Origin of the sequence: Ensifer sp. LC163, from assembly GCF_001695855.1 — a bacterium.
Taxonomy (GTDB): Bacteria; Pseudomonadota; Alphaproteobacteria; order Rhizobiales; family Rhizobiaceae; genus Ensifer.
Genome location: NZ_MBSS01000020.1, coordinates 53,974 through 74,830, shown reverse-complemented (window position 1 = coordinate 74,830; position 20,857 = coordinate 53,974). Strand labels below are relative to the sequence as shown.

22 protein-coding genes and 1 pseudogene are annotated in these 20,857 nt (G+C 61.3%); 2 read left to right on the top strand and 21 right to left on the bottom strand.

What is annotated here, in order from left to right; all coding sequences use genetic code 11:
• Positions 1–219 precede the first annotated feature (219 nt).
• A complete protein-coding gene (locus BC360_RS17530; RefSeq protein ID WP_208858192.1) occupies positions 220–1,614 on the bottom strand; it encodes a hypothetical protein in 1,395 nt (464 codons plus the stop codon).
• A gap of 143 nt (positions 1,615–1,757) precedes the next feature.
• Here BC360_RS17530 and BC360_RS17525 point away from each other — a divergent pair, with 143 nt between their 5' ends.
• Positions 1,758–1,940 (top strand): TetR family transcriptional regulator, encoded by a 183-nt coding sequence (locus tag BC360_RS17525; protein ID WP_065796238.1) that lies wholly within the window; start codon positions 1,758–1,760, stop codon positions 1,938–1,940.
• Between the two features lie 56 nt (positions 1,941–1,996).
• On the opposite strand, the gene gndA is transcribed toward BC360_RS17525, so the two are convergent.
• From gndA to BC360_RS17470, 11 genes are all read right to left on the bottom strand, one after another.
• Complete coding sequence (gene gndA, locus BC360_RS17520) at positions 1,997–3,424, bottom strand: NADP-dependent phosphogluconate dehydrogenase (RefSeq protein WP_065796236.1); 1,428 nt, start codon at positions 3,422–3,424, stop codon at positions 1,997–1,999.
• A 23-nt stretch (positions 3,425–3,447) separates the two neighbouring features.
• Positions 3,448–4,479 carry an L-idonate 5-dehydrogenase gene (locus tag BC360_RS17515; RefSeq protein WP_065796234.1) on the bottom strand — a complete coding sequence of 344 codons (1,032 nt, stop codon included), beginning with the start codon at positions 4,477–4,479 and terminating at the stop codon, positions 3,448–3,450.
• 8 nt (positions 4,480–4,487) lie between these two features.
• Positions 4,488–5,435: a 2-hydroxyacid dehydrogenase gene (locus BC360_RS17510; RefSeq protein WP_065796232.1), complete on the bottom strand. Its 948-nt coding sequence runs from the start codon at positions 5,433–5,435 to the stop codon at positions 4,488–4,490.
• Positions 5,432–6,010: a gluconokinase gene (locus BC360_RS17505; RefSeq protein WP_065796230.1), complete on the bottom strand. Its 579-nt coding sequence runs from the start codon at positions 6,008–6,010 to the stop codon at positions 5,432–5,434. The genes BC360_RS17510 and BC360_RS17505 overlap by 4 nt, the downstream gene beginning before the upstream one ends.
• Positions 5,979–6,746: an SDR family oxidoreductase gene (locus BC360_RS17500; RefSeq protein WP_065796228.1), complete on the bottom strand. Its 768-nt coding sequence runs from the start codon at positions 6,744–6,746 to the stop codon at positions 5,979–5,981. The genes BC360_RS17505 and BC360_RS17500 overlap by 32 nt, the downstream gene beginning before the upstream one ends.
• A gap of 63 nt (positions 6,747–6,809) precedes the next feature.
• A complete protein-coding gene (locus tag BC360_RS17495; protein WP_065784147.1) occupies positions 6,810–7,484 on the bottom strand; it encodes a 4-carboxy-4-hydroxy-2-oxoadipate aldolase/oxaloacetate decarboxylase in 675 nt (224 codons plus the stop codon).
• Between the two features lie 97 nt (positions 7,485–7,581).
• Positions 7,582–8,418 (bottom strand): ABC transporter substrate-binding protein, encoded by an 837-nt coding sequence (locus tag BC360_RS17490; protein WP_065796226.1) that lies wholly within the window; start codon positions 8,416–8,418, stop codon positions 7,582–7,584.
• Between the two features lie 24 nt (positions 8,419–8,442).
• A complete protein-coding gene (locus BC360_RS17485) occupies positions 8,443–9,210 on the bottom strand; it encodes an amino acid ABC transporter ATP-binding protein (RefSeq protein ID WP_065784149.1) in 768 nt (255 codons plus the stop codon).
• Positions 9,207–9,965, bottom strand: coding sequence for an amino acid ABC transporter permease (locus BC360_RS17480; RefSeq protein ID WP_065784150.1), 759 nt, complete (start codon positions 9,963–9,965; stop codon positions 9,207–9,209). The genes BC360_RS17485 and BC360_RS17480 overlap by 4 nt, the downstream gene beginning before the upstream one ends.
• Entirely contained in the window at positions 9,962–10,669 is a 708-nt protein-coding gene (locus tag BC360_RS17475) for an amino acid ABC transporter permease (RefSeq protein ID WP_065796225.1), read from the bottom strand. The genes BC360_RS17480 and BC360_RS17475 overlap by 4 nt, the downstream gene beginning before the upstream one ends.
• Positions 10,666–11,448, bottom strand: coding sequence for an SDR family oxidoreductase (locus tag BC360_RS17470; RefSeq protein WP_065796224.1), 783 nt, complete (start codon positions 11,446–11,448; stop codon positions 10,666–10,668). The genes BC360_RS17475 and BC360_RS17470 overlap by 4 nt, the downstream gene beginning before the upstream one ends.
• 240 nt (positions 11,449–11,688) lie before the next feature.
• Here BC360_RS17470 and nac point away from each other — a divergent pair, with 240 nt between their 5' ends.
• Complete coding sequence (gene nac, locus BC360_RS17465) at positions 11,689–12,594, top strand: nitrogen assimilation transcriptional regulator NAC (protein ID WP_065784153.1); 906 nt, start codon at positions 11,689–11,691, stop codon at positions 12,592–12,594.
• Positions 12,595–12,616: 22 nt separating this feature from the next.
• On the opposite strand, the gene BC360_RS17460 is transcribed toward nac, so the two are convergent.
• The 9 genes and pseudogenes from BC360_RS17460 to BC360_RS17425 form a co-directional block, all read right to left on the bottom strand.
• The gene (locus tag BC360_RS17460; protein ID WP_065784154.1) at positions 12,617–13,819 is read right to left on the bottom strand and encodes a pyridoxal phosphate-dependent aminotransferase; all 1,203 of its coding nucleotides are present in this window, start codon (positions 13,817–13,819) and stop codon (positions 12,617–12,619) included.
• 52 nt (positions 13,820–13,871) lie between these two features.
• On the bottom strand, positions 13,872–14,636 hold the full coding sequence (locus BC360_RS17455) for a 5-oxoprolinase subunit PxpA (RefSeq protein ID WP_065784155.1): 765 nt from the start codon (positions 14,634–14,636) through the stop codon (positions 13,872–13,874).
• A 30-nt stretch (positions 14,637–14,666) separates the two neighbouring features.
• The gene (locus BC360_RS17450) at positions 14,667–15,659 is read right to left on the bottom strand and encodes a biotin-dependent carboxyltransferase family protein (RefSeq protein WP_065784156.1); all 993 of its coding nucleotides are present in this window, start codon (positions 15,657–15,659) and stop codon (positions 14,667–14,669) included.
• Positions 15,656–16,345: a 5-oxoprolinase subunit PxpB gene (gene pxpB, locus BC360_RS17445; RefSeq protein ID WP_244512770.1), complete on the bottom strand. Its 690-nt coding sequence runs from the start codon at positions 16,343–16,345 to the stop codon at positions 15,656–15,658. Before pxpB ends, BC360_RS17450 begins: the two co-directional genes overlap by 4 nt.
• Positions 16,346–16,359: 14 nt before the next feature.
• On the bottom strand, positions 16,360–16,788 hold the full coding sequence (locus tag BC360_RS17440) for a hypothetical protein (protein WP_065796223.1): 429 nt from the start codon (positions 16,786–16,788) through the stop codon (positions 16,360–16,362).
• Positions 16,785–18,167 carry an acetyl-CoA carboxylase biotin carboxylase subunit gene (gene accC / locus BC360_RS17435; RefSeq protein ID WP_065796222.1) on the bottom strand — a complete coding sequence of 461 codons (1,383 nt, stop codon included), beginning with the start codon at positions 18,165–18,167 and terminating at the stop codon, positions 16,785–16,787. Before accC ends, BC360_RS17440 begins: the two co-directional genes overlap by 4 nt.
• Positions 18,167–18,601 carry an acetyl-CoA carboxylase biotin carboxyl carrier protein gene (locus BC360_RS17430; protein WP_065796221.1) on the bottom strand — a complete coding sequence of 145 codons (435 nt, stop codon included), beginning with the start codon at positions 18,599–18,601 and terminating at the stop codon, positions 18,167–18,169. Before BC360_RS17430 ends, accC begins: the two co-directional genes overlap by 1 nt.
• A gap of 265 nt (positions 18,602–18,866) precedes the next feature.
• A pseudogene (locus BC360_RS30900) lies at positions 18,867–19,057 on the bottom strand (LysR substrate-binding domain-containing protein); the annotation flags it as partial.
• A 328-nt stretch (positions 19,058–19,385) separates the two neighbouring features.
• The gene (locus tag BC360_RS17425; protein ID WP_065796220.1) at positions 19,386–20,843 is read right to left on the bottom strand and encodes a DUF1254 domain-containing protein; all 1,458 of its coding nucleotides are present in this window, start codon (positions 20,841–20,843) and stop codon (positions 19,386–19,388) included.
• Between the last annotated feature and the right edge of the window lie 14 nt (positions 20,844–20,857).

The window sequence follows — 20,857 nt, the reverse complement described above, 5'->3', positions numbered from 1 at the left end:
CTCTGTTTTTCAAGTGCAACAAATCCGCTTTTCTGCGCAAGTGCGCGGGCGCGATCGTGATCATTGAGACAAAGTCTCCGCCCATGGCCATCCGGCTCGCAGTGCAGGGTCTGGGGAAGGCGTTACAGCGCCGCGCGTCAAATATGACCCGCAAAGGACGCTGTAACGCTTTAAACTTGCTGCATAATTTCCTCCTTAAATCGATTCCGATTTAAGGAATTATGCAGTAGGTGTTGCAATCGCCGCGCGCCGAGCAAATGGACATGGAAAGCTTACCTCCGTTGCCGGAAGATCCATGCACGGATCGGCTCGATCGTATAGGCTACGCGCCATGTGTTGCGGTGGCCGCTGGCCCCGGCGGTGGATTCGCCTTCGGGAATGACTGTGCCCCGGGGCAAAGGTCACATAGTTGATCGGGCTTGCCTCGGCATCGATCTCATCGAAGGCGGCGCGGAATTCTTCGGCCGACCAGCGGGCGTCCCAGGTGGCACGACTGATCTTTGCGCCCTCGGCTTCCAGCACCCCGGTGATGGCATTCTGTCCGGGGAAGGCCTTGGCATCGTCCTGCGAGACCAGGATCCAGAGCCTCTGTTTCGCCAGCGGCTTGACGAGTGTCGGATCCCATTGACCGGCAACGAGGAAAGAGGCGGCGAAGAAATCGGGATACTTAATATCCATTGCTATCGACATCATGCAGCCGCCCGACTGGCCGGTGCTGTAGAGGCGGTTCGTGTCGATGCTGTATTCCCCGGCTAGCCTATTGATCAGATTGATCGTGGCATCGAGCGCTTCGCAAGTACGGGAATCGTCGTCGGCGATGATTTCGGCGAATTGCGGCGCCAGAACGAAAGCCGGACGCTCGGCCTGGTCTTCCGGACTCGCCCAGGAGATCGCGCCGAGCCCCTGGAACAGCGTGGTGCGTGTCACGTCGCTGGTCGCCCCCGCATCGTGCATGAACAGCACCAGCGGATAGCGTTGCGCCGGATCGTGGTCCTTGGGCACGAAGAGATTGTAGCGCAGGTGCTTGCCCGTCTTCGTGTCGTTGAATTCGAGCTGTTGGAAATTGTCGACGACCAGGTTTTCGACATTCGCCGTCTCGACAGCTCGGTCGCCACCGTCGATCACTTGGCCATCGGCCAGCGTGACCAGCCCGGACTGCACAACCGTCGCAGAGGCGGGTGGATAGGTCGTATCATAGACTGGTACGTCGCCTGCATGGCCAGGGCCGCCGCGGCCCCCCGGACCGCCGCCACTACTGCCCTGCTCTCCGCTCTTTTGGACGAGCGCCGCATTCGCATCCTCGGCTGAAAGGACGACGATAACGAAAGGTCCCTCGTCGGCCCGATCCGCCGGGTCGGCGGTAGTGCTGGCGAAAACTTCAGTGACGGTCCGTCCCTCGACCGAGAAGCTATCGGCAGAGAGAGACGCACCATCAACCGATGCCTCGTATTCGATCACCACGGCGATCAGCTTGACGCCCTCGCCGAAGACTTTTGTGACCGCTATGGCGGACTTCGTATGGTTGCCGCCGTCCTGCGCAAAAGCCGATACGCCGACCGCAAGCAACGCCCCGGTGCCAGCACCCATGATCAGAAAATCCCTGCGGAAGTGCATAGTATCGTTCTCCTTCAATTCCCGGACAGTTTCATTCGTTTGAAATGCCCGATAATCCCCGAGGTCGCGGATTCCGCAGCGCCGCTGCCAAAGGGCAAGCTGCACACCTCGTTGGTGAAGCGGTCGTAGCGCTGGGCATAGGCATGTACTGGGCCGCGCCGTCGACCATCGTCACCATTATGGTGGCGTTCGTCGAGTTGGGGTTTACGCGCACGACCACCGCTACGGTTGCGGCGAAGGCGAAGGTTTTCAAGCGTTCGATCTATGAAGTCTTCAGCGACAAGATGGAACTGTTCGACGCAGCCGTCCGCGAGCAGAGCAACTGATTCCAATTCAGTGCGCCGCGACGAACCCGTCCTTTCATCTCCGGAACGGTAATCGTCTAGATTCCTCCGCTGCCCCACGGGCCGTGGTGCGCGTCGGCGCCATCGACGCGGTCGAAGCCGTGGGCGCCGAAGAAGTCGCGCTGGGCCTGGATGACGTTCGCCGTGCCGCGGCCGCGGCGGTAGCTGTCGAAATAGCCGAGCGCCGAGGCCAGCGCCGGTGCCGGCAGGCCGCCAAGGGCTGCCGCCGAAACGACGCGGCGCAGTGCTGCGTCGGTTTCCCTGACCATGGCGGCAAAGGCCGGCGTGACGATCAGGTTGGCGGCATCGGGCGCCTTGGTGAAGGCGGTGGTGATTTCATCCAGGAACTGCGAGCGGATGATGCAGCCGGCGCGCCAGATCTTGGCAATCGTCGGCATCGGCAGCGACCAGTTGAATTCCTTCGAGGCGGCGGACATGACGGCGAAGCCCTGCGCATAGGCGCCGATCTTGGCGGCGAGCAGCGCGTTTTCCAGGTCCCTGATGAAGGCGGCCCTGTCGGCGACCGTGAACGCGCCGACATCGGGCAGGCCAAGGATCTTCTCGGCGGCCTCGCGCTCTGCCTTGGCCGACGAGATGCTGCGGGCGGCAACGGCCGCTTCGATCGCCGTTGCCGGCACGCCCATGTTCTGCGCTTCGATCACCGACCACTTGCCGGTGCCCTTCTGGCCGGCCTTGTCGAGGATCAGGTCGACGATCGGCTGGCCGGTCAGTGGGTCGGCGGCCTTCAGCACCTTCTCGGTGATCTCGATCAGGTAGGAGTTGAGGCGGCCCTTGTTCCAGGCGCCGAACACTTCGCCGATCTCGCCCGCCGCCATCTTCAGGCCGTCGCGCAGGATGCCGTAGATTTCGGCGATCATCTGCATGTCGGCATATTCGATGCCGTTGTGGATCGTCTTGACGAAGTGGCCGGCGCCGTTTTCGCCGAGCCAGGCGACGCACGGGTCGTTGTCGTATTTGGCGGCGATCGAGGTCAGCACCGTCTCGACGCGCCTGTAGGAGTCTTCCGTGCCGCCGATCATGATCGACGGGCCATGGCGCGCGCCCTCTTCACCGCCGGAAACGCCCATGCCGATGAAGGTAAGGCCGCTGTCCTTCAGCGCGTCGAAGCGGCGCATCGTGTCGCGGAAGTTGGCGTTGCCGGCATCGATCATGATGTCGCCCTTGGCGAGGTAGGGCTTGAGGATTTCCATCTGCTGGTCGACCGGCTCGCCGGCCTTGATCATGATGATGATCGGGCGCGGCGGGCGGATGGCGGCGACGAACTCCTCGATCGTGTCGCAGGGCACGATCTGGCCCTGAAGCGCGCCGGCTTCCGCGTAGAATTTGTGCGTCGCCTCGACGGTGCGGTTGAACACCGCGATCTTGTTGCCTTTTTCAGCGATGTTGAGCGCCAGGTTCGAGCCCATGACGCCGAGACCGATAAGGCCGATTTCCGCCTGTGACATTGCAAATCTCCTGTCCTGATCGCTCAGAAGCTCAACTGCACCTTCATGGAGCGATTGCGGTCGCCGGCGGTCTCAAAGGCAGCCACCGCCTCCTCGAGCGGGAAGACGCCAGTGAGAAGCGGCTTGAGGTCGACACGTCCCGCATTGATGAGATCAACGGCCAGGCCAAACTCCTCATGGAACCGGAATGTCCCTCGCATCTCGATCTCCTTCGCCACCACCAGGTTCTGCGGGATGGAAACGTCACCTCCAAGGCCGAGTTGCACCAGTACCGACCGAGGCTTCAGAACTTCGAGGCCAGAACGCACAGCCTGCGCATTTCCGGAGGCTTCGAAGTGGACGTCGAAATAGCCTTTGTTGGTAGCGTAGGCTGCGAGCTGATCGGGATTGCTGGCGACGTTGATCACCCTGTCCGCGCCGATGGACTCGGCCTTTTCGAGCACGCCATGCATGACGTCGGTCGCAACGATCTCACGCGCGCCGTGAACACGGGCGGCGATGATCGCGAGCGCGCCGATCGGGCCACAGCCGGTAACGAGCACCCTTTTTCCGAGCAGTGAGCCTGCACGCGCCACGGCGTGCAACGTGACGGCGAAAGGCTCGGCAAGTGCTGCCTCATTGATCGATACGCCGTCAGCAACTTTATGGCACTGCCACGCTTCGGCAGCCAGACGTTGCCTGAACGCGCCCTGGATATGCGGCATCGGCATGGCGCTGCCGTAAAAGCGCATGTTCAGGCAATGATTCTGTTGGCCGCGCTGACAATAGTCGCATGTCCCGCAGGGACGGCTCGGCGACACGGCCACCCGGTCACCGACAGAGAGCCCGGAGACGCCTTCGCCAAGCGCCCTGATCGTGCCTGCGACCTCATGGCCGAGGATCATCGGCTCGCGCAGGCGCACCGTGCCGAAGCCCCCATGGTTGTAATAGTGGAGATCCGATCCGCAGATACCGCCGGCCTCGATCTGAACCTCGATTTGACCAGGGCCCGGAACCTGGTCTTCCCGTTCCTCGATCCGCAAGTCCTTGGCGGCGTGAATGACGACAGCCTTCATGGCGAACCTCAAACAACAGGCGTGACAAGCGCAGCACCGGAGAAGTGCGCTGCGAGGTTTTCACGAACGAGCCGGCCCATCGCCTTTCGGGTTTCGATCGTGCCGGAGGCGTGGTGGGGCTGCAGCAGGACGTTGTCGAGCATCAGGAACCGCGGATTGAGCATCGGTTCGCCTTCGAAGACATCGAGCGCCGCCGAACCGAGCGCGCCGCTTTCCAATGCATCGAGCAAGGCATCCTCGTCGATGTTGGACGCGCGGGAGATGTTGATCAGCATGCCCTCGGGTCCGAGCGCCTCGATGACATCCTTCGAGACGATGTGCCGTGTGGCGGCGGAGGCTGCGAGCGTCACGAACAGGACATCGGAGCGCTCGGCAAGCGCGACCGGATCGGCGACGAAGGTCATACCTTCGGCATAGGGCCTCTCGGAAACGTCGCTATAGGCGATGTCCATATCAAAGCCGCGCAGACGTTTGGCCACTTCGAAACCGATGCGCCCAAGGCCGAGCACGCCGGCCCTCTGGCCCCAGACACGCCGCTTCAACGGATAGAGTCCCTTGGCGACCCAGCTGCCGTCCTTTACCCAGCTTTCTGCGCCGATCATTCCGCGCGATTGGCAGAGCATCATCGCCACACCGAGATCGGCAACGTCGTTGGTCAGCACATCGGGGGTGTTGGTGACGCGGATGCCGCGCTCGCGGCAGGCGGCGAGATCGACGGCGTCATAACCGACGCCATAGACGGACACGATCTCCACCTGCGGAAGCTTGCCGATCAGGTCCGCCGACGCACCAAGCTCGCCTCGGGTGGCGACCGCCCGGATGCGTGGTCCATGCGCTGCAAGGAAGGCGTCGCGATCCTCGGCTTCATAGATCTTGTGCACCGCATAGCGCGCCTCAAGATCCACCAGGTCCCAATCCGGATAGGGACCCATGAGCAGAATTTCCGGCTTCGTCATCGTATTACTCCCGTAGTTTCGTCGCTGGCCAGGCGATCCGCACGGATCGCCAGCGTGTTGATCGCCAGCGCAACGATGCGCTCCAGCGACTGATCGATTTCGATGGTTATGACGTCCACCTCCCCCGAGGGAAGCTCGAGAACGGCGAGTTGGCTGTCGAGTAGTGACAGCGGCATGTAATGACCCTTTCGCTCCGCCAGGCGTGTCGCGAGCATGGCCCTGGTACCCTGCAGAAAGACGAAGGTGACTGGCTGCCAGGCGCCCTCCCGAAGCCGCTCGCGATAGGATCGCTTCAGGGCCGAGCACGACACGACGGTGGCAGTCGGGCTTGCCAGCCGTGCACCGATCTCATCCAGCCAGGGCCAGCGGTCGGCATCGGTCAGCGGGATACCGCTGCGCATCTTCTCGACGTTCGCCGCCGAATGCAGGCTGTCGCCCTCGATGAAGCTTGCACCCAGATAGGTGGCAAGCCGTTCGCCGACCGTCGATTTCCCGCAGCCCGAGACGCCCATGACGACGATCGGACCGAAGCCGCGGCGGGCCTCAAAGGCTTGTTGTGATACCGCCGTCGACATAGAGCGTGTGTCCATTGACAAAGGAGGAAGCGTTGCTCGCCAGGAAGACGGCCGCACCCACCAATTCTTCGACCTCACCCCAGCGCGCCGCCGGCGTGCGTTTTTCCAGCCAGGAGGAAAACTCCGCACTGTCGACCAGAGCCTGGTTCAACGGCGTCTTGAAGTAGCCAGGGGCGATCGCGTTCACCTGCAATCCGTATTTCGCCCAGTCGGCGCACATGCCGCGCGTGAGGTTCCTGACAGCACCCTTGGTCGCCGTGTAGGGGGCGATCGACGGGCGAGCGAGCTCGCTCTGCACCGAGGCAATATTGATGATCTTGCCCGCGCCGCGGCCGATCATGTGTCGGGCCACTGCCTGGCCGACATAGAAGACGCTGGAAACATTCGTCTTCAGCAATTGTTCCCAACGCTCGGCGGGAAAGTCTTCGAGCGGCGAGCGGAACTGCATGCCGGCATTGTTGACGAGGATGTCGATGGCGCCGACGTCCCGTTCGATCAGATCGATGCCGGACTTGACCGCATCTGCATCAGTGACATCGAATTCGCTGACGGCAACCTCGTATCCGAACGCGCGAAGCGACTTTGCCGCGTCTTCGAGCTTGCCGCGGTCACGTCCATTGAGAACGATCGATGCGCCGTGCTCGGCAAGGCCCCGCGCAAGCGCGAAGCCAATGCCCTGGGAGGAACCGGTGATCAGCGCCCGCTTACCCTCAAGACTGAACAATGAATGTGCCATCGTAGCTTCCTTTTGCGAATGATATCGTTCGTGCTCCCTCGCGCTTGTTCGGGAGCACTGACATCATAGACCGACGACCAGGCCCTTCGCCTTAAGAACCGGCTCGAGGTTGCTGACTTCGATGACGGATTTGCCTTGTTTATAGGCTGCGATGTAGCCGGCCTCGGCATCTTCGCGGGCCTGCGAAAGCCTTGCGACCTCCCTGACTTCGTTCCGGCGCACCACGACCAGGCCGTCCGCATCGCCGACAATGACGTCGCCCGGGTTGATCAATTCGCCGCCGACGATGATCGGGTCATTGGTCGCTGTCAGCGTCTCCTTGACGGTTCCCTTGATGCAGACGCTCAGAGAAAACACCGGGAAGCCGAGTTCTCGCAGCTGAAGGGTGTCGCGGACACCTGTGTCGGTCACAAGCCCGCCGATACCCTTGGCGAGGCAGGCGTTGGCGAGCACGTCGCCGAACGAACCGGCCTCCTCATATTCGCCGGCCGACACGACGATGATGTCGCCGGGCTGGGCGTAATTGATCGCAAGCTGGAGCATGATGTTGTCGCGTGGAGCGCATTTGACGGTAAATGCGGGACCACAAAGCTTCATGCGATAGTCGACGGGCTTGAGGCGGGACGAAAGCGCCCCGCGGCGCCCCTGCGCTTCGTGGATGGTCGCCGGCGAGAACTTCGAGATCGCCTCGAGGTCTCGCGCTGACGGACGTTCGGCAATGTTTTTGATATGGGTCATGAAGAGCCTCAAGGTCGTGACGGTGCGATGGCGGCAGTGGTCCCACCGCCCTCAGTGTCGAAATTGTCTGAAAGAAAGCGCGGTAGCCGCTATCCAATCACGGGATCGGATCGAACTTCAGTTCGCTGAGCGGCACGACCTTGTCGGTCCGTGTCATCTTGTATTCGGTGCCCTGGCCGAGCCACTTTTCCCAGATCTTGTTGATCTCGCCATCGGCGTCGAGTTTATGCAGGACTTCGTTGACCTTGGCGACGAGCGCTGGTTGATCCTTGGGCATGCCGATACCGATCGGCTGGAACAGCATCGGTTCCTCGATCATCCGCATTTCCTTTCCGCGCGACTTCGATTCGTTGACGAGCTTCGTCGTCGTCATGGTGTTGGCCACCATCCCGCGCGCCTTACCCTGCTGGACTGCGAGGTATGCGGAGGCAGTGTCCTGGAAAGTCAGCGGCTCGGACTTGTTGAGCTTGATCGAAAGCTCCGACGTCGAACCTTTCGCTGACGCAATCCGCACGCCGGCGAAGTCGGCCTTGGTCTTGCCTTCTTCGCTGACCGGCACGATCAGCATTTCCTTTGCGAGGTAGTACGGATCGCTGAAGTCGATCTGCTCGGCGCGCCCAAGCGTGTAAGCCAGATTGGCGACAGTGATGTCGACCCGGCCGAGTTTGACCTCAGGTACGCGTGCCTCGACCGACACCGGCTTGACTTCGGCTGCAACGCCCATCGCCCCAGCGATCGCCTTGCAGAGATCGACGTCGAAACCGACCATTTCACGGGTAGCCGGATCGGGCGCAGCAAATGGCGGCACGTCGGCAAACGTGGCGCAGCGAAGGGTTTTGGATGACATGATGTTGTCCAGCTGATCAGCTTTCGCGGGCGCAACGGCACTCGCTCCGGCAAGGACAACGCCCAGCGTGATGCACTTCCATTTCATTGCTGTTCTCCTTTGTTGATTTGGTTAGTGCCGCAAGTCCGCGAGGAAACGCTGCGCACGCGGGTGCTGCGGATTCTTGAAAAACTCGTCCGGGGTCGCAGTTTCAATGATCTGGCCGGCATCGATGAACCAGATGCGATCTGCAACATCGCGGGCAAAGCCCATTTCGTGGGTGACGCAGAGCATCGTCATGCCTTCTGCCGCCAGGCTCTTCATCACGCTCAGAACCTCGCCGACCATTTCTGGATCAAGAGCGCTGGTCGGCTCGTCAAACAGCATCACCGGCGGCTCCATGGCGAGTGCCCTGGCAATTGCCACGCGTTGCTGCTGGCCACCCGACAGTTGGCCCGGATAGGCCGTCTGCTTGTCGGCGAGACCGACGCGCTCGAGCAGCTTGACAGCCCTGGCGCGCGCCTCCGCCACTGGGACGCCTTTCACGCGGATCGGCGACATCGCCACGTTTTCGAGGACGGACAGATGCGGGAAAAGATTGAAGTTCTGGAACACGAAACCGATCCGGCTGCGCAAAAGATTGAGTTCCTTGGTGCGCATCGAGGCGTGAATGTCGTGGCCGTTGAAGGAGATCGATCCGCTGTTGATCTCTTCAAGGCGGTTCACGGTCCGGATCAGCGTCGACTTTCCCGAGCCGGACGGGCCACAGATGACGACGACCTCGCCACGCCCGACTTCAGCATTGATGTCCTTCAGAACCTTGTAGTCGCCATAGCTCTTGCAGACATTGGAGATGCGGATTGCCTGCGGGTCGCGTTGCTCGATGACTGAGGTGCTCATGGCTGCTCCGTTATGATCTTGGTTGCCGGCGTGGTCTCAGCGATCGCGGCACTGACGGTACCCGCCCGGCGGCGTGCGATGCGCCGTTCCACCCGGTTAGCGACATAGGTCAGGCTCCAGCAGAGCACGTAGTAGACAAGGGCGAGAATGAGGAACACCTGGAACGGCTGTGTCAGCAGTTGGTTGTTCACCTGGCTCGCGGCAAACGTCAGGTCTGGCACGTTGATCACGTAGCCAAGCGTCGTGTCCTTGATCGTCGACACGAAGGTCGAGATGATACTCGGGATCATGTTGTAGAGCGCCTGCGGCAGGATGATGAAACGCATCGCGCCGAGGTAGCTGTGCCCAAGCGCTCGCGCCGCATCCATCTGGCCATGGCTGAGCGAGACAATCCCAGCCCGCACAACTTCGCTCAGGAAGGCGCCCTGATAAATCACGAGCGTCGTCAGCATGATCACGAAGCTCGGGACGTCGGTACCCGTCACGAGCGGCACGACAAAGTAGCACCACAGGATCAGCATCAGGAGGGGCACGCCGCGCGTCACGTAGACCAGCACGGTGACCGGCCAGCGCAACAGCGGCCATCTCGAAAGACGCGCCAGCGCGAAGATGATGCTGACGGGGAATGCAAACCCGATGCTCAACGCCGAAAGGATCAGCGTGTTTGCAAGGCCACCCAGAGGTCCGTTCGGGTATTGACCGATCAGGAGCAGAAGCCAGTAGTCGCGGATGATGGCGATGAGGTCGGTGATCATGCGCGCCCTCCTACCGCCGGGTTCGCCCGCATCGACAGATAGGCGCCGCCCGCCATGATGAGCAGGGAGATGAAGAGGTAGATGAGCGTCCCGATCAAATAGATTTCGAAGGTGCGGAAGCTCAGGTTCTCGATCTCCTTGATCGCATGCGTCAGTTCCGGCGCACCGATGACAAGCGCGAGGCTGCTGTTCTTGAAGAGTGAAACGCTGTGATTGATGAGCGGCGGCAAGGCGTTGCGCACGCCCTGCGGCATGATCACGAAACGCATGGCCGAGAGATAACCATGCCCCAGCGCCTGCGCCGCTTCCATCTGACCGGGACTGACGGCTCTCAGACCAGAGCGCAAATCCTCGCTGAAATAGGCAGCCTGGCAAAGCCCAAGGCCAATGATCGCGAAGATGACTTCGGCGTTGTGGCTGGTGAGCCAGCCGGTCAGCCAATCCGGCATCAGGGTGAAGATGCCGAAGTACCAGAGCATGAGCTGAACCAGCGTCGGAACATTGCGATGGTAGGAAACGTAAGCTGCAACCAGGCGGTTTCCGAACGGCAGCGGCGAGAAGCGTATGCCGAGCAGCAGGATTGCGAGCGACATCGCGAGCGACCAGGAGCCGACATAGATGATGAATGTCGCCTCGATGCCGTGCGCGAGCATCGACATGAATTCCGGATTCGTCAGGATCACGGAAAGGTCAAACCCGTTCACGGCTTCGTCCCTTTCCCGCGGCTCGCGGGAATAGCGGGCCCTTCCGGCTTTGCGGTTTGCAGACCACCCATCACCTGAAGCGTGGGCGTGATCTCCATGTGTCCGACATTGACGGCCACAGGTGCGGCGACGGCAAAGGCGATGGCTTCGGCTATGTCGGTGGCTTGAGGCAGTTCGAAGCCATCGATGAAGCGCTCCCGAATAGATGGGTCGTCGCCGTGGACATGGGCGAAGATGTCGGTCGCGACCCGGCCGGGGCAAATCTCCGTCACCCTCACCCGCCTTCCGAAAGCGTCGATGCGCAGCTGGTTCGACAGCATGCTGACGCCTGCCTTGGTGGCATGATAGGTCGAGTTTCCGCCGAAATTATAGGCGCCCGCAATCGACGATATATTGATGACATGGCCGCGATCGCGCTTGACCATTCCGGGCACGACCATTCGGCAAAGGTGCAATACTGCACGGAGGTTCACATCCACGAGCAGGTCGATGTCGCCGTCGTCGGCCTCCAGGAACTTCTTGGGGCGATCGACACCGGCATTGTTGACGAGGATGTCGAATTCGACCTCCTTGGCAAGTGCCGAAAGCGCGTCGCGATCGGTGACGTCGATGGCATGCGGCACGCAGCCGGTGCGTTGAGCGAGCTGTTGAAGCGCATCCAGACTGCGAGCGACCGCATGGACCTCGAGACCTTCACGGCAAAATCGCTCCACCACGGCAGCACCGATTCCGGAGGATGCTCCTGTCACCAAAGCGGTCTTGTAATCTGAAAACGGCATCGCGCTCCCCTTTGTTTTGATAACCCTAGCGAAGCTTTGAGGGCTTGCCTAAGACCGATTATCTCTGGAGCAATAAGCAAGCCTTATGGAGCCCGACGGACCCTTGCTCACGGGCACTCTGGCGCCCTCCGCGCTCACGCGTGACGGCGTCCTTACCGGCAAACCGCGGGCCCGCGCGGTTGCAAAACGGCATCCAGCTTGTAACATGCTAAAAAAACTTAGAAACGATCCGCGCGGGCCATGGACATCAGGCGCCTCAAATCCTTCATTGTCATCGTCGACAGCGGCAGCATCACGCGCGCCGCTGACATCCTTCACGTTGCCCAGCCCGCACTCAGCCAGCAGCTTGCAGCACTTGAAGATCACTTCGGACAGAAGCTCCTGATCCGCAGCCAACAGGGCGTGAGCATGACCGATGCCGGTCATGCGGTGTATCGCCACGCTCAGATCATCCTGCGGCAGATGGAGCAGGCCCAAGCCGACGCGGCGGCCGCGGGCAACTCTCTCGCCGGCCGTGTTTCAGTCGGCCTCGTGCCGTTCAGCAGCGCCGCGACGCTTTCGGGCGACCTTCTAGCAGAAACCAGAAAACGTCATCCGGGCATTCTTTTGCATCTGACCGAAAGTGTCGGCCAGACCTACAGCCAGATGATCATGAACGGCCGCCTGGAGATGGCGCTCCTGCATGGGACGGGACCGATCAAGGGGGTCCGCTTCGAGCCGTTACTTAGCGAAGAGTTCTTTCTCGTCGCTCACCGGGATTTTGCGATCGAGGATGGCGACAAGCCGGTCCCGGTCGCGGCCCTCGACGGCCTCCCATTCCTGCTGCCGCCTGCGTACAATTTCGTGCGTCGTGCCGTCGACACGGCCTTCACTCGGACGCGCACCAATCTCAAGGTTGTCGGTGAGGTGGAGATCGTGCGAACGCTTGCCCATGCGGTTGCCGGAGGCCTTGGGGCAACAATCATGCCCAAAGCAATCGCTGACCGGATCGTGAAAGAAACAAGTGAACCGTTGATATGCCGCGTGGTGACGCCGAGGATCGAGGAGACGCTTTCGCTCTGCGTCTCCGATCACACCCCGCTTTCGGAGCCGGCGGCAGCCGTGAAGGATATCCTTCTCGAGCTCACCGCCAGGCTCAAACCGTAGTTACTGATAGCCCTTCTGCCGTCTATCTCATCTCGGCGCAGAACTCGGCGATGCGAGCGCAGCCTTCGGCGAGTTGCTCCATGCTCGTTGCATAGGAAATGCGGAAATAGGGGCTCATTCCGTAGGCCGCACCCTGGACCGTTGCCACGTGGTGTTCGTCGATCAATGCCGTAACGAAGTCCACGTCAGTCTCGATCTGTCGGCCGCCCTTGGTCGTCTTGCCGATGAGCCCGGCGATGTTCGGAAAGATGTAAAAGGCTCCATCCGGTTGATGGCACCGCAGACCTTCGATCTCCGCAAGCTTCTTCAAAACGAAATCCCGGCGGGCTCTGTAGATTCTTGCCCGCTCGCGAAGAAGGTCCTGAGGGCCGTCGAGTGCTGCGACCGCCGCTGCCTGCGTCAGCGTTGAAATGCCACCGCTGTTCTGGCCGTTGACGTTGCTGATCGCCGAGATCAGGTCTTTCGGCCCGCCGCAGAAGCCAAGCCGCCAGCCGGTCATCGCGTAGGCCTTGGAGACACCGTTCATGGTCAGCACACGATCGTAAAGCCGCGGCTCGACCTCGGCGATGGTACAGAACTCGAAGTCGCCGTAGACGAGATGCTCGTAGATGTCGTCGGTCAGGATCCACACATGGGGATGGCGCAGCATGACCTCGGCGATCGCAGCCATTTCGTCACGCGAACACGCGGCACCCGTCGGGTTGTTCGGAAAATTGAGAATGAGCCACTTGGTGCGGGGTGTGATCGCGGCATTGAGATCCTCGGCGCGCAATTTGAAGCCCGTCTGTTCCGGGCATGAAACCGGAACCGGCACTCCGCCAGCGAGCTTGACGATGTCGGCGTAGCTCACCCAGGACGGGGTTGGGATGACCACTTCGTCGCCGGGATTGCAGGTGGCGAGGATCGCATTGAAAATCACCTGCTTGCCGCCGCCGGAAACCACGATCTGGCTCGGTTCATAGTCGAGATTGTTGTCGCGCTTGAACTTGCGCGCAATCGCCGCCTTCAGCGCCGCAGTGCCGTCCATTGGCGGATATTTCGTATCGCCGGCAAGGGCGGCGGCATGGGCCGCTTTAATCGCATGATCGGGCGTTGGAAAATCAGGTTCGCCCGAGGATAGGCTTATGACCTTCACTCCACGGGCGGCAAGCTCTCTTGCGCGCTGGGTCATCGCCGCGGAAGCGGAAACGGCGACGTTCTTCAATCGGTCGGCGGTAGCAGGCATGATCTCTTCTTTCGAGTGGTGGACGAATTGAGCTGGAGGCCGAGCAGGCCTGTCACACAACCTCGGCGGCCGGTGCGAGCACGCCGCCGGCGGCCTCGACTTCGCTGCGGACGATCCTGGCAAGCTCCAGGGATCCAGGCGTGTCGCTGTGGACGAGGATCGATCGGGCGGGAACGGCAATCGTGGCACCGTCGATGGTCTTCACGGTTCCTTCGACCAGAAACCGGCGCACGCGGACGCGAACGGCTGCCTCTTCCTTGACCAGGGCTCCCGGCTCGCCTCGCGCGACAAGGCGACCGCTCGCATCGTAGGCGCGGTCGGCGAGAAAAAGAGCGAGGGTCTTCAAATGGGCTCGTTTGGCGGCGGCCTCGATTTCGCTGCCGGGCATGGCAAAGACGATCAGTTCGCTATCCACCGCCCGGATTGCGTCCATCATCAGATCTGCAAGATTAGGATCCCGGCTGACCATGTTGCCCATGGCGGCATGAAAGCTGAAATGGGACACGCGTTGTCCCTCGCTACGCGCAATCGCGATCAGCGCCCCGAGCTGGTAGAGCATCTGCTGACGCAGTTCGTCGGCCTGGTACGGCAACTCGCGGCGGCCGAAGCCCGCGCGATCCGGCAGGCCCGGATGTGCTCCGATGCCAACACCATTCGCCTTTGCAAGGCGGACCATGCGCGCCATCGTGTCCGGATCGCCCCCATGGAAACCGCAGGCGATGTTGGCCGAGGACACGACCTTCATCATCGCTTCGTCGTCACAGAGCCGATAGGGCCCGAAGCCTTCGCCCATATCGGAATTCAGATCGATCTTCATTGATCACTCCTCTTGGCCGACAGATTGTCGTCAGGCCATGATGTTCAGAGCCCGGGTCACCATCGCCGAAGTGACACGGACATCCTCGAGAAAGCGCGCCATCGCCCTTTCGACATCGAGTGCTTCGCGATGCGTCGCCCGGACAAATCTCAAACGGCTGCCGATACGCGCCTGACCCAGACGCCAGAGATCGGCATCAATGACGCCGGCGATCTTCGGGTAGCCGCCAGCGGTATTGGCATCGCTCATCTGAACGATCGGCTCACCGCCCGGCGGGACCTGAACCACGCCGGGGACTACGCCATGTGAGCGCATCTCGACGGGCGTCGTCGGCCTGATCGGCTCTCCGGAGAGGCGATAACCGGTACGGTCGCTCTTCGAAGAGATCTTCCAGGTCTCAGTCCAGAAACGGTCCGCGTCGTTTCCAAAGAGATCGTGCTCGCCGGCTGGCAATGCACGGATTAGCAGAGACCCGTCATCGGAAACCGGCAGGTGGTCAGAAAGAGCGAACGCAGGATCCACGACGGAAATACCGGCACGCGCCCGATGTCCATCTGTCGCGGCACAAAGTGAGAGCGTGTCCCCTACCCGCAGGTATCTGCCGTCGTTGCCGCCGAACGCACCGCGCAACGACGTGCTGCGCGAGCCCATGACCGGTTCGACATCAACGCCGCCTGCGACACAAACATAAGCGCGTGCCCCAGTCCGGGGCTGGCCAAGGTCAAGCACCTGGCCCTTATCGGCAACATAGGTGCACAAGGCCAGGAGCGGATGCCCGTCGAGGCCGGCGCCACAGTCCGCGCCCGCCACTGTGAAAACGACCGCACCGGTAAAACGAAGCCGGAAAGGAAAGGTCTGAACCTCGATGGCGGCAGCCCCGGGTGCGTTACCGACGAGCAGATTACCAAGCTTGAGGCCTAGGGGATCCATGGCTCCGCTCGCGGTGACCCCGATCTTCCTGTAGCCAGGACGGCCGAGATCCTGGACGGTGTTGAACGGGCCGGTCTCGATAACCTCGATCATAGTTCCACCCTTACAGGCACGAAGCGCACCGTATCGCCCGGCGCCATGATGGCCGGCGTTGGCGACGACGGGTCGAACATCTGCAGTTCGGCAAAGCCGATCGAATTCCAGCCGTTCGGACCGGTCAAAACGGCAACACCCGTCTGCATGCCGCCGATCGTCACACATCCCCTGGCCATGTTGATCGAGGGAACGGTCTTGCGTGGCATGTAGATGCGGGGGTCAAGCCCGTGCAGATAGCCGAATCCGGGAGCGCTCCCCACGGCGAAGACCCGATACGTCGCCTCGTAATGGATGCGGACGACTTCCCGGTCGCTGAGACCGGAGCGGTCGCAAAGTGCGGCAAGATCCGTCGCATGTTCGCCGCCGTAGCAGACGTCGATCTCGATCGTCTTGCCGTCAAGGTCGATGCTCTGAGCACCCTCCCAGGCTTCCATGATACGTGTGACGACCGGTTCCGGATCCTCGGGGATGTCCTTGAAGATCACGAGAAGATTCGTCATCCCCGGAACGATCTCGGAGAGATCCTCCCACGCCTCGACGGCCCGCGACAAAGCCCAGATGCGACGCTGCGACGCGAGGTCGAACTCGCCCAACGCTTCAAGAAGGAAGGCGCGGGCTCCGATCGCTGAGACCCGCGCGCCGACACGGGTCAATTGCAGAGCTGCCGGCGAGGACGTGGGCATGGCAAGCGAAGCGTTCATGATCGAGGCTCGATTTCAAAGAGAGGGTCGCCGAAGCCGACGATCGCGCCATGCTCTGCCACATGCCGTACGATCTGGCCGGAAGCAGGTGCGGCAAGCGGAAGCAGGATCGGGCCGACTTTCACGAAGCCGATCACGTCGCCGCTCTCCACCTCTTGCGGGTGATCTTCCGGCGCGGCGGACCGCGAGATGTCGTGCGACAGGAATTCACCCGCCATCGGCGCCTTCACGGCCACGAACGATGCAGGAACAACGGCGGACCGATCTTCGGCCGTGCGATCGACAATAGGCGACCGTCCGCGTGCAAGGAGAATACGAACACCTTGGGTCGGGCGTTCGATCTCAAGACCGTCGACGCCGGCGGCTTCGAGAGCCGCTGTCAGCTCAGCGATCGTGGCGGGGTCCGTGAAATCCACCTGGCTCATGCCGCGCTCCGTTCCTTCAACCACTTTTCCAGGTAGTGGATGTCCGTTTCACCGCGCGCGAAGCCTTGATCCTCAAGGAGAGTGCGAAGCAAAGGAAGGTTGGTGGCGATGCCCTCGATGCTTAGCTCGGCAAGCGCCCCGCGCATTCTCGCGATCGCCTCGGCGCGCGTTTCGCCGTGAACGATCAGCTTGGCGACGAGCGAGTCGTAGTAGGGTGAGATCCGGTAGCCTTCGAAGACGTGCGAATCGACACGAATTCCCACACCACTTGGAAGCCTCAGCCCGGTGATGACGCCGGCGGAAGGCATGAACGTCGTCGGATCCTCCGCATTAATGCGGCACTCGATGGAGTGGCCAACGCAGCGGATGTTCTCCTGCGTAATCGTCAGCGTCTCGCCGAGCGCCACCTTGAGCTGCGCCTGAACGATGTCGACCCCGCTCGTCATCTCCGTGACCGGGTGTTCGACCTGGAGGCGGGTGTTCATTTCGATGAAATAGAACGCGCCACCCTCGTACAGGAATTCGAAGGTTCCGACGCCACGGTAGCCGATCTGTTTGCAAGCCGCGACGCAGGCGCTGCCGACCGCATCAATAAGGTCGTCTGCAATGCCGGGTGCCGGCGCCTCCTCCACTACCTTCTGGTGACGGCGTTGCATGGAGCAATCGCGGTGGCCGAGCCAGACCGCATTGCCATGCGTGTCGCACAGCACCTGGATTTCGATATGCCTTGGATGCTGGAGAAACTTCTCCATGTAAAGCGCCGGCGAACCGAAAGCCTTGCGCGCCTCTTCGCGCGTGAGTGTGACGGCTTCCTCGAGCGCCGTCTCGTTCGCCACGACCCGCATGCCGCGTCCGCCGCCACCACCGGCGGCCTTGATGATCACGGGGTAGCCAATCTCAGTCGCGATTTTGCGGATCGCCGCCGGGTCGTTTGGCAGTTCCTGGTCAGGACCGGGTACGCAGGGAACGCCAGCGGCCATCATCGCGCTTTTTGCCGCGATCTTGTCACCCATCGTTGCGATTGCCGATGCATCTGGCCCGACAAAGACGAGACCCGCCTCCTCGACCGCCGCACTGAAGGCGGCGTTTTCAGACAGGAACCCGTAACCCGGGTGAACTGCTCCAGCGCCGGAAAGCCGAGCCGCAAGCAGAAGCGCGTCCTTGTTGAGATAGCTCTTCGTTGCAGCTGCGGGGCCAATACAAAGCAACACGTCCGCACTCTGGCCATAGAGCGCATCGCGGTCAGCTTCCGAACATACGGCCACGGTCTTAAGCCCGAGTGCGTGACAGGCGCGCTGGATCCTGAGCGCGATCTCGCCGCGATTGGCGATGAGAACCGTGTCGAAGCGACGTTGTGACTGGTCGGGCCGATCCTGCATCACGCGATCTCCGCAAGCAGTTGGCCGGCCTCAACCTCGGTTGCATCCGCCACTAGGATACGGGTGATACGGCCGGCACGGGGCGCAGCGATCCGGTTCAAAACCTTCATCGCCTCGATGATGAAGAGCGTCTGGCCCTCTTCGACTTCGTCACCTTCTTTGATGAAGGCGGCCTCGCCGGGAGAGGGCGCGACATGGAGCACTCCGAAGATCGGCGACGTGACGGTGGACAATGCACCGGACGCTTGGGAGTCCCCAGCCACGCCAACTGGCCGAGCACCGTGAGGAGAGGCAACGGTGGATTGGCCGGAGACGCTCTCGCTGCCCCGCTCCCGAAAGATCCGGACGGTTATGCCCTTCTCGGTCACGGTCAATTCCGTGACGTTTGATCGCCCGACAAAGTCGATCAGGGTTTTGATTTTCGAAAGGTCCATTCTTCAACTCGGCATTCGGAGGACGTTGCCGCGTGATCTCGTTCGAGCGCGACAACTTCTGTCCTTTGGTAACACGAGCAATGAACCGATGGGGTCAGACGAAGTTTTGATGGACTGGCCTGCAAGCCAAACGCCCAAAGAAATATGAGCGTAACAGGTTCAGGCAGCCGCGCTGCGAGAGCCTGTTCTCGCACGGCTTGACGGGTAAAAAATTGCCGCAGGAGGGCCAGCGTGAGCGGCCGCCCGGTGGACGGCTGCGGGCAAGCAGCGCATTGGCTTTTTCCACCGCCAGCAGGTAACGCTCGTGCGCGATCGAGAAGAAACGCAAACAGCCGATGTTTTCGACCGGCCGGATGAAGCCGAGATTGATCTGGCCGTTTTCAGTCCACGAATGATGTCGCCGGTCGGGCCGCTGGAGATATGCAGTTCGATATCGGGATACTTGCGGCTGACCTTGCCCCGTTGAAATATGAAACCCTCTTCTCGTCACTGGCCCATGCTCGATCAGCGCTTTCAAACTGGCGCAGCGACGTAAGCGGTGTGCCACTCACACCTGGGCAAGACGGATGCGATACTTGGTGTAAAATTCCAACAACGGTCGGGCGCTATGGCTACTATCCATCAGAAGTGGTCATCGTTCATCTGAACCGTCACGCTGCCTTACCGGTCTTTCACTGAAGACTCTCCATCGACGTTGAGCAAGCGCTGACGCCCCGCTGTTTCCCAGCTAGTAGAAAATCAAAATGCCAACGGCTCGCAGGATCGCTTTGGATCGAAATTCGAACTATTTCACCTCTTCGAAGTCGCCGGGTTTCCAGCTACCGTCAAATGCGGGCTTCTCGGGTCCGTAGATGCGGAAATAGGTGAACCAGCCCTTGCCCGGCGATGTCTTGATCCATTCGTTTTCATGACCAGCCGGCGCTGCCGGTCCAAAGTACAGGTCGACAGATTCTCCGGCCTTGTCCTTGAGTTCGAACAATGATCGCAGTGCGGCCTTGCCCTGGTCCGTCACGATCTCGCTTCGCGTTTCGGCGTCATAGACCGTCACCGACCAGAAGAGCTTGTTCGGAACAGGCAAGGGCACGGTCAATTTGTACGTCTTGCCCCCGTCGAGGAAGGCGTCGTCCTTGTCGCGAAGCCCGAGCCAATAGAGGGAGCCCGCGCCCTCCGATCGCCGGAACATCGCGGGTGACGCGCCGGTCGCCTGATAAAACCACTTCTCGCGTGCATCCAGATCGACGTAGGTCGGCATATCGAAGTCGCCGTTTTCCGAACGCAACGCGGCCCATTCCCACTTTCGATCCGGCCAGGCGAAACGGTCGGGTCGACGGTCGGCGAAGGACTGGACACGCATCTGCGCATCGCCGATCCGGGCGGCTTGTTCGAGGATGCGCTTCATGCGCTCATCGGGCGCGAACGGCTTGCCCTTGACGAGGCCAAGCACAGCGAGTTCGCCGTACATGGCGCGGTAGCTTTCGAAGGCCGGCTCGCTTTCAATGACTTCGTGCAAGACTTCCCAATACTTGAAGCTGCCGTCCCAACCCAGCGCCTGAGGCGAGGCTTTCGTCGGAACGTCACCCGTGTCGACCCATTTGAGCGGCGTCCAGCCCGCTGGCCGGCTCAAGGGTTCGATCTTGATCGCTTTGATGCGGTCGACAGAGCCCTTGATGTCGCCTCCGACCGGCAGCGAACGGACGACGATCATCAGGCCGTTGGTCGTGGACTTCCAGGCGTGGTAGCCGGAGGGCACTTCACCGGTATATCCGGGTGGCAGGAGAATATGCTTGCCGCCCTTACCCGCATCGGGGCCAGGCACTCCCATGTCGGCCACCCACCGCATGTTGAAATCGATTGCAACGCAAATCAGCGGGCCAGGCGGCATCTCGATCGTGATCGGGCCATCCTTGAGGCTGAGAAGGGTCGGCGCATAGGGGGTATCGGAGTTCGGCGTATAGGCGATCTGTTTCGGTGTCGCCTGCATCACCCCAATCACCGAGTTGGTGACGATGCCCTGCTCTTGCATTCCCTTGGCCATTCCGATCGCGGAGATGGTCGGATAGAAGAACCGATACGCCTGGATGGCGCGGTTCAGATCGGCATCGTCATAGGCTTTCTGGACGGTCTCGCGCGTTGGATACCCGCGCTCGAACGCGTACGGCTTTGAGGATGATGTGTCCTGTGCCGCGACAGGCGTTATCGGCATCAATGCGATAGCGACCGAAGCAAGTGCGGTAAGTTTCATGGTGGTCCTCCAAT